General features: G+C 62.1%; 14 protein-coding genes. 9 read left to right on the top strand and 5 right to left on the bottom strand.

Features of this window, described 5'->3' with window-relative positions; genetic code table 11:
• Window positions 1-18: 18 nt before the first annotated feature.
• Window positions 19-1,305: a hypothetical protein gene (locus tag FHT76_RS08115; RefSeq protein ID WP_259185304.1), complete on the top strand. Its 1,287-nt coding sequence runs from the start codon at window positions 19-21 to the stop codon at window positions 1,303-1,305.
• 14 nt (window positions 1,306-1,319) lie between these two features.
• Here FHT76_RS08115 and FHT76_RS08110 read toward each other — a convergent pair whose 3' ends face one another.
• Window positions 1,320-2,024: a hypothetical protein gene (locus tag FHT76_RS08110; protein ID WP_259185303.1), complete on the bottom strand. Its 705-nt coding sequence runs from the start codon at window positions 2,022-2,024 to the stop codon at window positions 1,320-1,322.
• A complete protein-coding gene (locus FHT76_RS08105) occupies window positions 2,024-2,335 on the bottom strand; it encodes a hypothetical protein (protein ID WP_259185302.1) in 312 nt (103 codons plus the stop codon). Before FHT76_RS08105 ends, FHT76_RS08110 begins: the two co-directional genes overlap by 1 nt.
• A gap of 148 nt (window positions 2,336-2,483) precedes the next feature.
• Between FHT76_RS08105 and FHT76_RS08100 the strand changes: the two genes are divergently transcribed.
• The 5 genes from FHT76_RS08100 (at window position 2,484) to FHT76_RS08080 (ending at window position 9,740) form a co-directional block, all read left to right on the top strand.
• Window positions 2,484-3,011, top strand: coding sequence for a hypothetical protein (locus FHT76_RS08100; protein ID WP_259185300.1), 528 nt, complete (start codon window positions 2,484-2,486; stop codon window positions 3,009-3,011).
• Between the two features lie 193 nt (window positions 3,012-3,204).
• On the top strand, window positions 3,205-4,608 hold the full coding sequence (locus tag FHT76_RS08095) for a Wadjet anti-phage system protein JetA family protein (protein ID WP_259185299.1): 1,404 nt from the start codon (window positions 3,205-3,207) through the stop codon (window positions 4,606-4,608).
• The gene (locus FHT76_RS08090; protein ID WP_259185298.1) at window positions 4,601-5,269 is read left to right on the top strand and encodes a DUF4194 domain-containing protein; all 669 of its coding nucleotides are present in this window, start codon (window positions 4,601-4,603) and stop codon (window positions 5,267-5,269) included. The genes FHT76_RS08095 and FHT76_RS08090 overlap by 8 nt, the downstream gene beginning before the upstream one ends.
• 32 nt (window positions 5,270-5,301) lie before the next feature.
• Window positions 5,302-8,757, top strand: a complete 3,456-nt coding sequence (locus tag FHT76_RS08085) for an SbcC/MukB-like Walker B domain-containing protein (RefSeq protein WP_259185297.1) — start codon at window positions 5,302-5,304, stop codon at window positions 8,755-8,757.
• A 191-nt stretch (window positions 8,758-8,948) separates the two neighbouring features.
• Window positions 8,949-9,740, top strand: coding sequence for an N-acyl amino acid synthase FeeM domain-containing protein (locus FHT76_RS08080; RefSeq protein ID WP_259185296.1), 792 nt, complete (start codon window positions 8,949-8,951; stop codon window positions 9,738-9,740).
• On the opposite strand, the gene FHT76_RS08075 is transcribed toward FHT76_RS08080, so the two are convergent.
• Together FHT76_RS08075 and FHT76_RS08070 are read right to left on the bottom strand one after the other, a co-directional pair.
• Complete coding sequence (locus tag FHT76_RS08075; RefSeq protein WP_259185295.1) at window positions 9,737-10,282, bottom strand: hypothetical protein; 546 nt, start codon at window positions 10,280-10,282, stop codon at window positions 9,737-9,739. The two genes, FHT76_RS08080 and FHT76_RS08075, sit on opposite strands and share 4 nt — an antisense overlap.
• The gene (locus FHT76_RS08070) at window positions 10,279-10,848 is read right to left on the bottom strand and encodes a hypothetical protein (protein ID WP_259185294.1); all 570 of its coding nucleotides are present in this window, start codon (window positions 10,846-10,848) and stop codon (window positions 10,279-10,281) included. The genes FHT76_RS08075 and FHT76_RS08070 overlap by 4 nt, the downstream gene beginning before the upstream one ends.
• Window positions 10,849-11,017: 169 nt before the next feature.
• On the opposite strand from FHT76_RS08070, the gene FHT76_RS08065 reads away from it, so the two are divergent.
• Window positions 11,018-11,548 carry a PH domain-containing protein gene (locus FHT76_RS08065; RefSeq protein WP_259185293.1) on the top strand — a complete coding sequence of 177 codons (531 nt, stop codon included), beginning with the start codon at window positions 11,018-11,020 and terminating at the stop codon, window positions 11,546-11,548.
• On the opposite strand, the gene FHT76_RS08060 is transcribed toward FHT76_RS08065, so the two are convergent.
• Entirely contained in the window at window positions 11,532-12,197 is a 666-nt protein-coding gene (locus FHT76_RS08060; RefSeq protein ID WP_259185292.1) for a hypothetical protein, read from the bottom strand. The genes FHT76_RS08065 and FHT76_RS08060 overlap by 17 nt on opposite strands.
• A 232-nt stretch (window positions 12,198-12,429) precedes the next feature.
• On the opposite strand from FHT76_RS08060, the gene tyrS reads away from it, so the two are divergent.
• Together tyrS and FHT76_RS08050 are read left to right on the top strand one after the other, a co-directional pair.
• Window positions 12,430-13,650, top strand: a complete 1,221-nt coding sequence (gene tyrS / locus FHT76_RS08055) for a tyrosine--tRNA ligase (RefSeq protein WP_259185290.1) — start codon at window positions 12,430-12,432, stop codon at window positions 13,648-13,650.
• Window positions 13,651-13,845: 195 nt separating this feature from the next.
• Window positions 13,846-15,162, top strand: coding sequence for a sodium:proton antiporter (locus FHT76_RS08050; protein WP_259185289.1), 1,317 nt, complete (start codon window positions 13,846-13,848; stop codon window positions 15,160-15,162).
• The last annotated feature ends 17 nt before the right edge of the window (window positions 15,163-15,179 follow it).

Here is a 15,179-nt window from a genome sequence, read left to right as displayed (position 1 = left end):
GGTCGCTGGGGAAAACGCATGCCGGTAAAGATTGTCGCAAGCAAGCAATACACGCTCTTGAACGCGCCGTTCGCGTGGGGGTTCGACGTCAAAGACCGACGGGCGATCACCCCTGCCGACCAGCGCGGCGTCTCTCCGGTTTCCACGCCGTCCAAAGTCCTTTTGGAACGTCTGGCGAAGGCGGGGTGGGATGTTCCCGAACTCGACGTCTCGCTGTCCATCTGGGACTGTCGCGAAAGGGGTCTGTTTCGCTACGTGTCGCGCGTCGACGGAGTTCACGCAGGAACCCCCTTTCAACTCGAGTTCAACGAGTCGATCACGGGAGACCAATATCGGTTCATTCCGGGTGCGATGAGCCGGTTTACGCTGGGCGGCGACCAATTCCCCTCCGACCTTCGAGAATGGTCACCTGACCAGGTCGACCTTTTCGAAGACGCGATGCTCTCCGTGTCCGCGAAGCTTTTGAAGCTGCCGCCGTCGCCATGGGCCAGGAACATCAAGGAGACGGGGGATGCCAACATCCGCCGCTTCTTCAGTACGCGGTCCATTCCGGCGGCCCAAGGATTTCCCGTCCTCTATTGCTGGCTTCCGAGCGACGAAAAGAAGAGTTTGCCGCAAGGCACGGTGGTCGCTGGCCACGGCGGCCGCCTGGTGAACGACTCGACAAAGGAAGACCGCGCATTGCTTCCGCCGAGAAACTTCGACTGTTTCGATTTCGCTTCGACGGATGTCAACGTCAAGGCCGATCAGGGGACATGGTCGGTAAACGAGAAGGCGCTTCCCGTCGAGGTCAGGCTAAAGCACCTCAACGAAATCTACGTCATGGACATGGCACCGATGGACGATGCCAGACGTGCGGTGACAGCGGCCATCGTGGCTGACGGGCGCAAGCAGTCGTCGAGGGAAGAGCAAAGCAAGATCGCCACGGCGGCTGCGAAGACCATGGTTCCGGTAACCGAGTACCGTGGAGATTTCCGCAGGCCGGTCTATTGCATCGGAAGGCATCTTTTGGACGACGAGGCCCGCATCATGTCGGGAAAAGTCACGGTGGACTACGACGGGTCGGTTGTATCGGTGACGATGCTGGACAACATCACGGGCGTTGTCGTTCCGATCTTCTCGAACGGAAACGCCGGGGTCGGGATGCTGAACCACGCGGTCGAGATCGGGCGGAGCATCGCCGCCAACATCAGCTGCGGGTTCCAGGTCAAAGAATCGGTGGTCGAGGCAATCAGGAACCGCGAGGAGACCAATCGCCGCCGTTGGGAAGCGCAGCAGCAGCAGGGGCCAGCGCCGACGATGTAAGTAGCGGGTGCCTGTCAAACCTTGTCCATCAGCTCGCGCCAGGCCTTGACCGACGGAGCGAGCGGTCCGTTCATGATGTCGACGCGGTGGATGCGGTCGAGCTTCAGCTCTCGCTCCATCAGCGTGGCGGTCTCCTTGGTCTCCCACTGACGGCCTTCGACGCCGTCGCGTAGTTCGAGGTAGCGGGCCGCGAGCTTGACCATCTCGGCGCGTGTGTTGTCGAGGTCGAAGAGGGTATTCTTCGCCGCATCGAGCCGCGCGTCGACGTCGATCCCTTCGACGGCCTTAGGCACGTTATAGCCACCCATGACGGGGATGCCGTCCTCCTCGATCACGATGCGGACCGCCAGCGCGATCTCGTCGAGCGTGCTCGCCATGTCACGCGGCGAAGCGGAGATGTCGGCCAGGTCGGTGAGGCCGTTGGCACGGCGCAGCGCGCGCGGGCTTGGCTTCCTCGGAACGAGCCAGTAGCCGTCCCGGCCCTCGTGACGGCCGAGACCAGAAACCCTTGCCCGTTTGGCCCGCCAGAATTCGAGCTCGGACTGAAGCATTTCCGCCTCGACGTTCCATGCGTCCTTCTTCCTCGCCGTGACGGCGCTTGCCACCTTGGCGTGGAGCTTCGCGAGCTTTGTCTCGAGAGAGGCGATCCGCTTGTCGCAACGCGCCGCGACGGCCTTCTCATGCTTGGTGGGTCCGAACCCGTCTACGAAAGGTGCCATCAGTGTGTCCCTCCGTTTTCCGGCTCGTCGTCGCCCGTGTTGATGCCGCACTCCTTGACCATGTCGTGAAGCAACATGGTGCCGTCGTCTTCCCAGTCGCCCGTCTTGAGGTGGGCGCAGTAGCCGAACGTCGCGTCATCGATCTGACGGCTGCCCCAGTAGGGACAGGTGGTGATCTTCATCCTCGGCCGGCCATCGGCCTCGTATTCGATCCTGTCGGTCCGGTAGCAATAAAGGCCGGCGGGAACCAATCCTGTATCGCCGCCGTGATGCCTGTGGTTGGCGTCGGCGTCCATCACGTTCCTGGTCATAAGGCTGCGGATTCCCTGTTCGGCGTCGTTTCCTCTACGAGGATGGTCGCCGGTCTTCGTCCGTGCAACCCCCGGTGACTCCAGGCGTTTGAGGTTTTCGTCGCGGGAAGATAAGGTGTTGCCATATGGACACCTGAGAGGTCGAACGATGGATACCGAGGCACTACTGAAGGCGAAACTCGAGGAATGGGACGTAGACCTTTCCGACGCGGACCAAACCATCTGGTCCAGCATCCAGTCCTACGAAGACGGGTACATGACGCTGCACGCGCTCGCCGTCGACGAAGCTCGCAATTTCAGGGTCTATCGGGTTTTCCCGGTCGGCAACAAGGCGGAACTCAGCGTCGACCTCGAACTGTCGGCGAAGGCTATCGCGACCTCGAAGCGGGACGAACTCAAGTTCGAAAACGGCGAGCGCGGCGATTTCTCCGAGTGGCGAAAGGCGATCAAGGACGAGCTGGGCGGCGATTTCGCCTTCCTGTGGGCCGACGAGGGCGAGCCTCTCCTGTCGTTCGTCGGCAGGACGATCCGCCTCGATACCGGAGAGCGGCTCGTTTGCGGCCAGTGCGAACGTACGGAAAACGGCATCAAGGTAACCGTCGATTTCGAACGGCTGATGACCGATGTCGTCAATCCTGCACCGAAGCCGACGGGTTACGTCGCCCGCTACGCCTGATTCGCTTGCGAGTGGCCTGATGGCATTCAAAGGAATGTCGGTGGCTCTCGAGAAATGCGGAAATCCGCCATTTTGGGCGGATTTTGGCCAGTTTCCTGTGATCCAACCCCGTTACGTAACACAAAAAGGTTGACGCTTCCCTAACACGAGTGGGAAGTGACGGCATTGGTGATTCACGTAGTCGAAGGTTTCAATGGGTCTGTTTGACGTCCTGCCGGACGAATTGTTCAAACCGCTCGCCTCGCCGAGCCGACGTTTCTACGCCGACGCCCTTCTTTCGCTGCACGAGAAGACGTTCGGCATGTCCGTCGAAGCGCCGCGACGTTCGGCCGTCATCCACGAAATAACCGACTTCATGGCCAGGTGGGAAACCGCCAACGGCAACATCGGGGAAGACGACCCGAGGACCCCGAGGGAAGAGCGGGCGCGCGCCGTATACCAGCGGCTTCTCGAGACCGGCTGGCTCATGGAGCATCGCGACCGCTATCTGCGTTTCGTGGACCTCGATCCAGACGCCTCCGGTCTCCTCCATGTCCTTTCGGCGACCGTACGCGGCGAGACCCGTACCTATGGCGGCGCGGTCATCGGCGTTCTTTCGGCGCTCGAAAGCGCCGCGTCGAACCCGGCCGAACGATCCGAAAACGTCAGGAACGCGATCATCGCCTCCAAGGACTTCCTGGCGCACATGCGCATGGTTTCGGTGTCGCTGCGCAAGGTCGAGGAGAAAATCCTCAGGCAGACCAACCTTCACGACGTGTTCAGAAGCTTCTTCGAGGACTTCGTCCAGCAGCACCTGATCGCCGACTTCAAAACCCTGCATACCAAGAACAACCCCTTCCGCTTCCGTTCGAGGATCATCCAGCAGGCGCGCGCGATATCGTCGTCGTCCCTGACGGTCATGCATCTCGGCGAGGCCTATTTCCGCGAAGGCCGTGCGGTTTCGCCAGCCATGGGGCAAGTCGCCGTTCTCGACGACCTCGCGGTCATCGTCGACGTGTTCGAAAGCACGGAAGCGCATCTCACGGCGATCGACGCGACCGCGACCCGTATCGAGCGTCGGATCGCCAACACGGCGAAGTACATGGACCGTGTCGGGAGAACGGCGGAATCGTCGATCCTCGATGCCATGAAGGCGGTGGCGGCCGCCCCCGCCGGAACGCTCAACGTCGCGACCTCGATGCTCTTCCGTGGCCTTCCCGTGGGACCGCCGCATATGGCGACCCCGCGCCGCGAACGGCCGCCGATCGACACCACGACAGTCCGCGCGCCCGTCAAGGACGTGGCTTACGAACGGTTCCTGGCCGCGAAGACGGACTATCTGCGCCGTACAAAGGTCACGCCCAACGCCTATATCGCCTTCATCGACAAGGCACTCGGAACGTCCATCGCCGTGCGGGGAAGCGCCATCGTGGTCAACTCCGTCGAGGATGTCGACGACTTCCTGGTCTTCCAGCGCCTTCGCGAGCTTCCGACCATATTCGGAGGCGTCGCGTCACGGAAATACGAGATCGAGATGCTCGAGGAGCGGATCACCAACGACTGGATCGACTGCCAGGATTTCCTCATCAGACGCAAGCAAGGTGCCCGACATGGATGAACTCAGGGAATTCTCGCAGATCGTGGACGGAGAATGGCCGGAAACGCCGGTCGGCGCTAAGACGCCCAGCGCTGACGAACTGACGGGCGCGATACAGGTGATGATCACGAGACAGGTCATCTACTCGCATACCAAAGGACTCGGCGGGGCCTACGAGGTCGTCAACACCTACGGTTCGTTCTTCGCCCGCTATTTCAAGGCCATGGGCCTGCGCCTGATCGTTTCCCCGCGCGACCAGATGGTGGCGCTTTCTGTGCCGCAGGGCGAAAGCCGTTACGACGCCGTTTACGAGCGACTGACAAAGGAAGAAAGCCTCGTCCTGCTCGCTCTCCGTCTCGTATGGGAAGAAGCGATGGCCAACCAGGATATCGCCGAGGCCGGCGTCTGCGAGACCACCACAGGCGACGTCATCGACCGCTACAAGTCCGCGACCCAACTCGACCCGCCGAACGAGGGTCGTCTCATGGACATCCTGCGCCTGTTCCAGAGGCGGGGGGCCGTCAGGGTCGGCAACAGAGACAGCATCGAGAAGGTGACGCCCATGTCGATCCTTCCGGGTGTCGTCGTTCTTGCCCCCGACACGTTCCTCGACGATCTCAAGCTGCTGGGCGCTGGGCCTTCCTCGACCATGGAAGAACCCGCAAACCAGAACGACGGCTAACCGCGCACCGACCGCGCAGGAAAGGAAAAGACATGCACCTTTTAACCAGGGTATGCCTTCAGAACTGGTATCTCGTCGACGCGATCGACGTCGAGATCGTCGGTTCGACGGCGCTGGTCGGTCCGACTGGAGCGGGCAAGTCGTCCTTCGCGGACGCGATCCAGACGGTCCTGACCGGGGCAAACATGAACCGCCTCAACCTCAACCCGAGCGCCAGCGGCAAGTCGGCGCGCTCGGTCCTCGAATACTGCCTCGGCATGACGAGAGACCCGGCCGAAGGCGGAGAGCCGCTGAGACGCAGCTGCGAGACGGTCATCGCGCTTGTGTTCCGCGACGAGGAAACGGCCGAGCCGCTCACGGTGGGTATCGCGCTGTCGGCGCGTTTCGGGGATTCCCGGGAGGAAGTACTGTCGCGCTTCATCGCGCCGAACTTCGCCTATTCGGTCGGCGACGCCAAGCGCCGCGGCCCGAACGGAGGCGTGACGCTCGCACCGTGGTCTGAAACCGTCGCGCATCTGCGCCGTTCGTCCGAGCAGTTCGAAGAGTACCGCTCGTCGGCAGAGAAGTTCACGACCGACATGCTGCGGCGCATGCGCGGCTTTCACAACCAGGCCCCGAACGCACGCCATTTCCTGCGATCCTTCTCGAATGCGCTGGCCTTCAAGCCGATCTTCGATTCCACGCTGTTCGTCCGCGAATTCGTGCTGGAGCCGGAGGCCCTCGATCTGGACCGCGTCCGCACCTCGATCGACACCTGGAAGCAGCTGGAAGCGGCCATCGAGCAGATCGAGGCCAAGCTGAAGCGCGTCGTTCGCATGGAAACGCGGTTCGGCACCTGGGCCGAAACCAAGCTCAAGGGGGCCGAAGCCCGCTTCGTCGCGGCCCAGGCGGAGATGCGTCGGACGGCCCATGACTACCGCTCGTCCTTGCAGGTTTTACGATCGAAGACCGCCGACCTCGAGCAGACGAGACAGGCGCTCTCCACCCGCCGCCGCTGGGTCGCCGAGTTCGACGAGGAAATCCGGTCGAAGCGCATCCTGGCCGATGCTGGAGACGCCGGCGCGCGCATGCGCCAGCTCGAGAACGAACGGCGATACGAGGAACGCGAGGTCGCCACCAGATCGGAGCGGTACCGTAAGGTCCGCAACGCGATCTCGCTGATCGCCCGCCTGTCTCCCGTCGCCCAGAAGCTCACGCCGTCCCAACGCCGCGCGATCGAGGCCGCGGCCGAGGCGCTTCGCATGCTGCCGGATGCCATGGACCCGGCGGACGCGCTTCATGGCAAGGGCGAACGCCTCCAGCCGCTGCTCGACGAGATCGCCGCCGCCGAGGGCCTGGTCGACATCATGAACGGCCTGGCGGACCAGATCGCCGATGACCTGCGCGACCTCCAGGCACGGGCCGAGAGCATCACGTCCAACATCGGACCTGCCGGAAGCGACCGCGCCATCCTGTCGCCTTCCACGAGAAAACTGATCCAAGGGCTGGAACGCAAAGGCTGGGAGGCCATTCCGGTGTGCGACGTCGTCGAGGTCATCGACGAGGATTGGCGGGAAGCCGTGGAAAGCCTGCTTGGCTGGGCACGGGAGTCGATCATCGTCGATCCCAAGGTTCTACATCAGGCCTACGCTTTCGCGAACGCCGACCGCGAGTCCTTCGGCGGCACCAACTTTGTCTCGACCGTCCAGACGCCTGGTTCCCGCGCGTCGATCCGCAAGGGGTCGATACTGGAGGCTGTCACCACGGACAACGACCACGCTTTCGCGTTCATGGAAACCCGCATCGGCTCCTTCATCAAGGCCGGGTCCGACGAGGAAATGGCGAAGATGTCACGGGGGGTCACAAGGGACGGAAAGACTTCGTCGGGAATGGCACTCTCTGTCAACCGCCGCCTGACGACCTTCATGCTGGGCAAGGCCGCCCGTCGCAAGACGGGAGACGCGTTACGTAACGAACTCGCTCCCCTGCTCGAACGGCTGGCCGCGGCCCGGGAAGAAGTGAAGATGCTGAGGGAGGCCGCCCGTGTCATCGGGCCGGCGATCGACGTCCTGCGGGACGGGGAAAGCCTCTTCGACATGGAGCATTCGGCGCGGATGTCGCGCCAGCGCCTCAAGGCCATCTCCGAAGACATGCTCAAGGGAGACACTTCCGACGCGGCCGCCATCCTCGACGAAATCAGGGCGATGGAGCAGGACCGGGCGAACCACATCGAGGAGATCGACCAGGAATACCAGCCGCGCATGGACGCTCTCGTTCGGGACGTGGCCCGCGCGGAATCCAAAGAGAACGTGGCGCGCGACGCGCTGCGCAAGGCGGTCAAGGACCGGTCCGTCGCGTGGCGCTTGTTCCGCTCGCCGCTGATGACCGAACTAGGGATCATGCGGGGCATCTCCGACATCGACTCCAAGCTCGTCCTCAAGCGCACGAGACGGACCATATCGGAAGCCGAGCGCGAACGTGACGACGTCATGGGCTTCCTGTCGACGCTTAGAAACGACAGCAGGACGATCGCCGATCAGGCGGACCGAGACTCAGGTCGGGAGCAGGCGAACGCCATCCGCGAGTTCGGGGAGTACGCAGCCAACTGGGATATGGATGTCCCGAGGATCGAACCGGACACCATGATCGACGCCTACCGCTGGACGGCGGGCGAACGGGCGCGGCTCGAGGGCAACGAGCTTCGCAGGCACCGCGAGGCATGCCTCAACGCCGCCAGCGAGATGCGCAAGATGCTGCGGGAAGACCTGCTCGCGCGCCTGTCCGAGAAGCTGGAGAAAGTCCATCACAAGATGGAGGCCTTGAACGAGCGGATGCAGCGCCATCACTTCACGGGGCAGGTTTACTCCTACACCTGGACCGTCAACGGCCGGTTCGCGCGCATGTACGAGCTTGCGATGCGTGTCGGGTCGTCTGACGGCATCGAGGCGCTCGAGATCGAGGCGGAACTCGACGAGGCCCTGGTGGAACTGGACGATCTTATCGCGGGCAAGGACGGATCGGCGCTTTTGGCGGACTACCGTCAATACTTCACCTTCGAGATCGTCATGACGGACGCACAGGGTCGGCGGACCTCGATGTCGTCTCGCGCGGTCAAGGGGTCCGGCGGCGAGGCGCAGGCTCCGTTCTACGTCGCGATGGCGGCATCGCTCGCCGCGGCTTACTTCCCCGGACATTCGACGGGTAGACCGACGGGGATGGGGCTGGCCATGTTCGACGAGGCCTTCAACAAGCTCGACGTGGTCAACACCCAGGCGCTGCTCAACTTCTTTACCGACATGGGCCTCCAGCTGATGATCGCGGGACCGGAGGAAAAGCGGGCCGCCTACACCGAGGTTCTCGACACCATCGTACTGGTGAACAAGTCGCTCGACGGCACCTCGGTCCTGATCGATGCCGAACATCCCGGCGCTCGCGCTAGGGCGGCGCTTGGCGAAATCAACCCAGACCACGTGGGCGTCGAGGCATTCAGGACAGGAACAGGGGCATGAAATCGGCGTGCCTGACCCCCTCCATCGGATACCCCGGGGCCCTCATCCTAAAGGCCGAGCCGCCCTGGCCTGTGCCGGATTGGACAGGCCATTCATTGACTGTTAACCAAACTCTGTAAAAGCTTTTTCAAGTGGCGCAACCCCCGCCACGCCGTACTTTTCGACTGCTTAAACACTGAAGTAAACAGATAATGTCAACTACCACCACCGCGCGCTCCGGCTTTGTCGAGAGTATAGTCGGCCTGATGCCGAGGCTGGAGTTCAGGCGCATAAAGAGCGCCGAGGACTTCGCGGCCGTGTTCGCGCTCCGCTACCGCGCCTATATCGCCAACGACCTCATCGAACCCAACAAGACAGGAATGAGCGTCGACAGTTACGACCTCCTCGAGAACTGCCAGATTTTCGGCCTTTACCTCGACGGAGAACTATCCGCCTCGCTCCGCATTCACCGCGTCACTCCCGACACTCCATGGTGCCCCGCGATAAAGAGCTTCAAGGAGTATCTCGGTCCTGAACTCGAGGAAGGCAACACCTTCGTCGACGGCTCCCGTTTCTGCGTGGAACCGACCCGCGCTCCGGAACTGAGCGCCCTGCCGTTCTTGACCGTCCGCTTCGCCTACATGGCGTCGATACACTTCGCCTCCACCTACAATATCTCGGTCGTCCGCAGCGAACACGCCGCCTTCTACCGCCGCTACTACGGGTTCGAGCGTTGGGCGGGCGGCGTGAACCTCGACTGGTACAAGCTTCCCGTCGACCTCTACGTCGGCGACATGCGCACCAACAGGAGCCGGATCGACGAGCGGCTCCCGTTCATGCAATCGAATTTCGAAGAGCGGCTGATGCTGTTCACCGACGATCTGCCGCATCAGGGCATCAAGTCGGTCAAAGGCCTGTTCGGCAATCTCGCGACCAACAGCGTCGCGGACCACACACCGGACTCGAACCTGCGCGAGTGGATGTCGAAAGCCGCGATAGGCTAGAACGCCTTCTCCTTCCATCTTGTGTTCCTGAAGCGTTTCCAGTTCACGTCCTTGGGCCTGGGCCGCTCGAAGCGGTACTCGCTAAACAGACGACGACACGGCCTCGCCCTGAGGCCGTGTTCCTCAAGCTCTTCATCGTGTCGCAAGCCAGCGTTCGCACGCCGCTCGCATCCGATCCTGGCCGATCCGAACTCTCCGCGCAGGCTCCATTTCTTGACCGGGACAGGACGGCATCTGAAACCGTCCGCCTCCCAGGCCATGACCTTCTTGTCTGCTGCGACCGTTTCCCGGTAGAGCGCGAGGACGATCTTCGCCGACACGTGCAGCACGCCGTCGACATGGAACACGGCGGCCCTGCGCCGCGACCATGTTCCCCGCCAAGACCGCTCCTCAATGACGACCCTGTCGCCGCCGTCGCTTGCCCTCACCCACCGACCGCCGGACAGTCCCAGTCTCCGGAAGGCATCGGCAAACGAGCGGACGTCGAACGTCTCCCCGCCGCTGACGCTGAGGCGGATGAACTCGATGTCTTTGTGTCTCATTCGACCACCCTCCACTGATGGCGGCGCGTGGCTTTCCAGGAGCGCGTCTGGCAGCGGGCGATGTCGTCGCGGCCGGAGGGAAGGTTGGCGCGGTTGCGCGCGGGACGGTAGGCGGGAACGTCTCCGCAATCGTCGGCGGGATAGGCACCCTCGCGGTGGCTGTCGGCGGTGCGGATGCGGCGGCGGAAAAACCGGAAGCGCGTGCGCTTACCCGTTCCGTCGACCGGGCCGTCGCGAAAAGGACGGTGGGGATTTGGCTTGACCGGGCGCGCGGAAATCAGCGCGAGGACTTCGTCACCGGAAAGGTGGGCCGATCCGACATAGGCGTTGAGGCGCAACCCGCCTGACGCGCGCTCGTAGCCCGTGTATGGGCGAAGCGGGCGGTTATAACGTGGATGAGGCGCGAACAGCTCGCCGCCGGCACCGACCTCGACCCACCAGCTGGCGAGCCAGGAGAGCATCACCCGCAGGCTGACGAATTCTATGGTGTGTACGGCGGTTCCGCCGGGGGCGAGAACCGATACATGGAAACGAGAGGCGTGCGCCGTCTCGACATGGACTTTCATTTTTCAACTCCGTTAGGTGGTTACCTAACGGAAAACGCTGTCCTCGATACGCATGTGGCGCTCCTTGAATTGCATATTAAACCTAGACCGGAACGGAAGCGAATTCAAGATCGGTGTCTTGCATTCGGCGAAGCTGGCGGGGACAATTCTACGACACGGAGAAAAAACCATGACGTCGAGCGCAAACGAGAGAGTTGTCCTGACCGCGAGGCCCGCCACGTCGGCTGCCATTTTCCAGTTGAGGAACGTCATCAGGCTCGGATTGGCCGCGTGGTTGGCGGCACCCCAGACGCTGGCGACCATGGCGGCGTTTCTCGACCGCTTCAGAATTCCGGGAATCAGGTACGACACTGGCCTTCTCTTCATCCCGTCGGCCCTCCTCGTTGCCAGCGTCATTTCGTGGATCGTCTACCAGAAGACCTGCTCCTTCACGCTGACGGACGAGCGCCTGATCGTCCGCTACGGCCTGCTGCTGCGGGTGGAAGACGAAGTCGAACTCTATCGCGTGGTCGACGTGACACAGACGATCGGCATCTTCCAGAGGATTTTCGGCGTCGGCAACATCCAGGTGACGTCCACCGACCGCACGGGAACCGTGACGCTGCCGCTCATCAGATCGCCGTCGGCGGTCCGCAACGCCATCCGAACGGAGGCCGAGCGGTGCAAGAGCCGCCGCGGGTCCGTCAGAATCCTCGAGTAGCGGTGGCGGCCGGCCGCATGAGCAGCGCGCCGAGTTTCTCTTTGTAGTCGTCGATCTCTTCCTTGACCGTCTCCCAGCACTCGAAGTCGTCGGGATCGTGGTCAATGCTCGGTACGAGGCCGGGATCGTCGCGATCAAAGCTCCCCGCATACGCCCCCTTCACGGTTTCGGCCCGCCAGACGATGACGGAGTCGTACGGCGTTCCGGCATGCTCGGTTTCGTTGGTGTACACGACGCAGTCGTAGCCCGCCATCTCGATGGCCGCGAACAGCGCGTATTCGTTATAGCCGTTGACAATCAGATCGTGCTGGTCGGCATTGACGATCCCGAGGTCAAAGAGTTCGCCGCAGACGTTGGCGATGTCCCAGGTATGGTGGTCCATCAAGCGTAGCGGCCTTCGGGCGTTGCAGTAGACGGGGATAACCGCACCCCACGCGCCGGCGTCATCTCCGTGGGTCATGTTGTCGATACGCTTGTGGGCGGCGGCAAGGTCGCCGAAATGGAAGCCGATCGAGCCCTCCTCCGTCCTCGCGAAGATGTTGAAGTCCGATCCGGTGTCCGTGCCGTGATAAAGGACGACAGGCTTGCCGTGGCGGTCCGCGAACGCGCTTCCTTCAATCCAGTCGGACAATCCGGGTCTTTGGAACATTGACTTCTTCCATTAATTCGTCGATACACTATCCATGGCGTCACGGAATTCAACAACAGACGCCGAAAAGGACGATGTAATGTTCGGGATCACCACGTCTTTCGTGGCTTATTACTACGGCTCGCGTACAGCGCGGTAGCCGTCGATCCCCCATGTCGATGTCGCCGCAGGTCGGCGGCGTCCCTGTTCCCTTCCTGCGGTATCACACCCGAAAACCAAGGAAGGAATGAAAATGACCCACAAGCCGCAGTCCAGGTTCCTGATCGAGATGATCGAGCGTGGCTTCTTCAACCAGTGCACCGACATCGGAGCGCTCGACGATCTGCTATGCCGCGAGGAAGTGACCGCCTACGCCGGTTTCGACGCCACGGCCGACAGCCTGCATGTAGGCCACCTGGTGACGCTCATGTCGATGCGTCGTCTCGCTGCCTCCGGCCACCGCGTCATCGCGCTTGTCGGCGGGGCGACCAGCCGGATCGGCGATCCGAGCTTCAGAAACTCCGCGCGCCAGTTGCTCGACGACGATACCGTCGACCGTAACCTCGCGGGCATCTCTTCCAACATCCGGCAGGTGCTGGGAGAGTTCGCCGACCGCGTGACGTTCGTGGACAACAACGACTGGCTAGGCAATGTCGGCTTCCTCGACTTCATGCGCAACGTCGGCACTCACTTCACGGTCGCCAGGATGCTCGCCATGGATTCGGTGAAGAGCAGGCTCGAGGAGAACAACCCGCTTTCGGTGCTGGAATTCAGCTACATGATGTTGCAGTCGGCCGACTTCGCCGAATTGGCGCGACGCCATGGCTGCCGCCTGCAGCTCGGAGGATCGGACCAGTGGGGCAACATCGTCAACGGCATCGACCTCGCCCGCAGGACGGACGGAGTCGAGCTGTTCGGCCTGACGACCAAGCTGCTGACGACGGCCGACGGCAAGAAGATGGGCAAGACCGCCGACGGGGCCGTTTGGCTTTCCGCCGACAAGCTCCCGCCGTTCGACTTCTGGCAATTCTGGCGGAACGTGGAGGACGCCGACACAGTGCGGTTCCTGATGATGTTCACCGACATGCCGTCCGACTGGATCGAGGAAACGGTTTCCTGTGAGAAAACCGTCAACGCAGCGAAAATCGCGTTGGCCAACGCCGTCACCGCCCTCGTCCACGGGAAGGAAGTCGCCGGAGAATGCGAAGCCAAGGCGGCGGCCCTATTCTCCGGGAGGCTGGAGGAACCGACGCATACGGTCGAGATGGAGGTCAGCACGGGCGTTCTCGACCTCCTCATCCGGATCGGCATGGCGAACACGAAGAACGAGGCGAAGCGGCTCGTCGAGGGCAACGGCGTCAGGGTGAACGGACAGACGGAAAACGACTGGCGGGCGACCTTCGGCCGAGAGGCCTTTCCACTGCGGGTCGATGTCGGCAAGCGACGCAAGGCGCTGGTCGCTCTTGCGTCGTAAAAATGCGGAGGGACCGATCCGGTTCGATTGGCCCCTCCGCTCACGCGAGCAATGACGCTATCGTTATTGTCGCCGCCGCCTTTTTTACGGCCGAGGTCTTTATTTAAATTGATATTCAAGGTCATAATAAGTTGACACGGGCCATCGGTGCCCCTCCATACGAAATCAAAGACTCCGATCAAGGAAAGGGAATAGATGTCGATCATCCAGGTTGCAGCCATCCTTGTTGTTCTCTCGGCGCTGCTGGGATGGGTCAACAAGGTCTTCATCGGGCTTCCGCACGCCATCGCGCTTCTGGTCATGGGCATGGTCGGCACGCTCGGCATCCTCGCGGCGGACTACCTCATTCCGCAGTTCGAATTCGCTCGCTACGCCCACCAGCTTTTGACGAGCGTGAATTTTTTTGAAACGGTTGTAAATTACATGCTGTCGTTCCTGCTTTTCGCGGGGGCGCTGCACGTCAATCTCGACCGCATGCGAGAGCAGAGGATGCCGATCATCCTGATGGCAAGCGTCGGCGTCTTGATTTCGACGTTCGTCGTCGGACTCGGGTTTTACGGCGTATGCTGGCTGTTCGGAGTCGAGATTTCCCTGATCTGGTGCCTTGTCTTCGGCGCGCTGATCTCCCCGACCGACCCGGTCGCGGTCCTCGCAGTCATGAAGACCATCAAGGTCGACAAGAACCTCGAGACCAAGATCGCGGGTGAATCGTTGTTCAACGACGGCGTCGGCGTTATCGCCTTCACGGTCCTTGTCGGCATCGCGGTCGCTGCGGACGGCCTCGGCGGGCATGGCGGCGTTGTGAACCACGCGGGCAGCATCGACTGGTGGCACATTCTCGAGGTCTTCTCGGTCGAAGTCTTCGGGGCCATTGCGTTCGGCCTCGTCGCCGGAGCAACCGTTATCGCGATGATGAAGCGCGTCGACGACGCAGCCGTCGAGACCCTGATGTCTTTGGCGCTCGTCCTTGGGATTTCGGTCTTCTGCTCGAGCTTCCATATGTCGGCACCCATCGCGGTCGTGGTCGCGGGCCTGCTTATCGGGAACATCGGCGCGAAGCGCGTGATGTCGGAACGCACCAGAAACCACCTCCTGCCCTTCTGGGAAATGACCGACGAAATCCTGAACAGCGTCCTCTTCCTTTTGATCGGAATGGAAGTCCTCATCATCCAGTTCGCGCCTGCCTACATGGGACCCGTCCTGCTGTGCATTCCGATCGTTCTGGCGGCCCGCTTCGCCTCCGTCGCGATCCCGATCAGGATGTTGCACCGCCTGCGCCACCAGTTCGCCAAGGGATCGATCCGGATCATGACCTGGGGCGGCGTTCGCGGCGGCGTGTCCGTGGCTTTGGCGCTGTCGCTGCCATACACCGAGGCGAAGCCGCTGATCATGATGGCGACATACGTGATCGTGGTCTTCAGCATCATCGTGCAGGGACTGACCGTCGGACCGCTGGTGAAGAAGATTTCGCATGAACCGGGCTGCATGAAGGACATGTCGACGGCGATGTGATCGCCGCTCGTCCAACG

Source organism: Rhizobium sp. BK176 (assembly GCF_024808055.1).
This window is presented reverse-complemented; position numbering and strand designations above follow the sequence as displayed.

What these genes read in the sequence shown, in the direction of transcription:
- FHT76_RS08115 (WP_259185304.1), top strand. Translation starts at nt 19, where the DNA reads ATGCCGGTAAAGATTGTCGCAAGCAAGCAATACACGCTCTTGAACGCG.
- FHT76_RS08110 (WP_259185303.1), bottom strand. Translation starts at nt 2,024, where the DNA reads ATGGCACCTTTCGTAGACGGGTTCGGACCCACCAAGCATGAGAAGGCC.
- FHT76_RS08105 (WP_259185302.1), bottom strand. Translation starts at nt 2,335, where the DNA reads ATGACCAGGAACGTGATGGACGCCGACGCCAACCACAGGCATCACGGC.
- FHT76_RS08100 (WP_259185300.1), top strand. Translation starts at nt 2,484, where the DNA reads ATGGATACCGAGGCACTACTGAAGGCGAAACTCGAGGAATGGGACGTA.
- FHT76_RS08095 (WP_259185299.1), top strand. Translation starts at nt 3,205, where the DNA reads ATGGGTCTGTTTGACGTCCTGCCGGACGAATTGTTCAAACCGCTCGCC.
- FHT76_RS08090 (WP_259185298.1), top strand. Translation starts at nt 4,601, where the DNA reads ATGGATGAACTCAGGGAATTCTCGCAGATCGTGGACGGAGAATGGCCG.
- FHT76_RS08085 (WP_259185297.1), top strand. Translation starts at nt 5,302, where the DNA reads ATGCACCTTTTAACCAGGGTATGCCTTCAGAACTGGTATCTCGTCGAC.
- FHT76_RS08080 (WP_259185296.1), top strand. Translation starts at nt 8,949, where the DNA reads ATGTCAACTACCACCACCGCGCGCTCCGGCTTTGTCGAGAGTATAGTC.
- FHT76_RS08075 (WP_259185295.1), bottom strand. Translation starts at nt 10,282, where the DNA reads ATGAGACACAAAGACATCGAGTTCATCCGCCTCAGCGTCAGCGGCGGG.
- FHT76_RS08070 (WP_259185294.1), bottom strand. Translation starts at nt 10,848, where the DNA reads ATGAAAGTCCATGTCGAGACGGCGCACGCCTCTCGTTTCCATGTATCG.
- FHT76_RS08065 (WP_259185293.1), top strand. Translation starts at nt 11,018, where the DNA reads ATGACGTCGAGCGCAAACGAGAGAGTTGTCCTGACCGCGAGGCCCGCC.
- FHT76_RS08060 (WP_259185292.1), bottom strand. Translation starts at nt 12,197, where the DNA reads ATGTTCCAAAGACCCGGATTGTCCGACTGGATTGAAGGAAGCGCGTTC.
- tyrS (WP_259185290.1), top strand. Translation starts at nt 12,430, where the DNA reads ATGACCCACAAGCCGCAGTCCAGGTTCCTGATCGAGATGATCGAGCGT.
- FHT76_RS08050 (WP_259185289.1), top strand. Translation starts at nt 13,846, where the DNA reads ATGTCGATCATCCAGGTTGCAGCCATCCTTGTTGTTCTCTCGGCGCTG.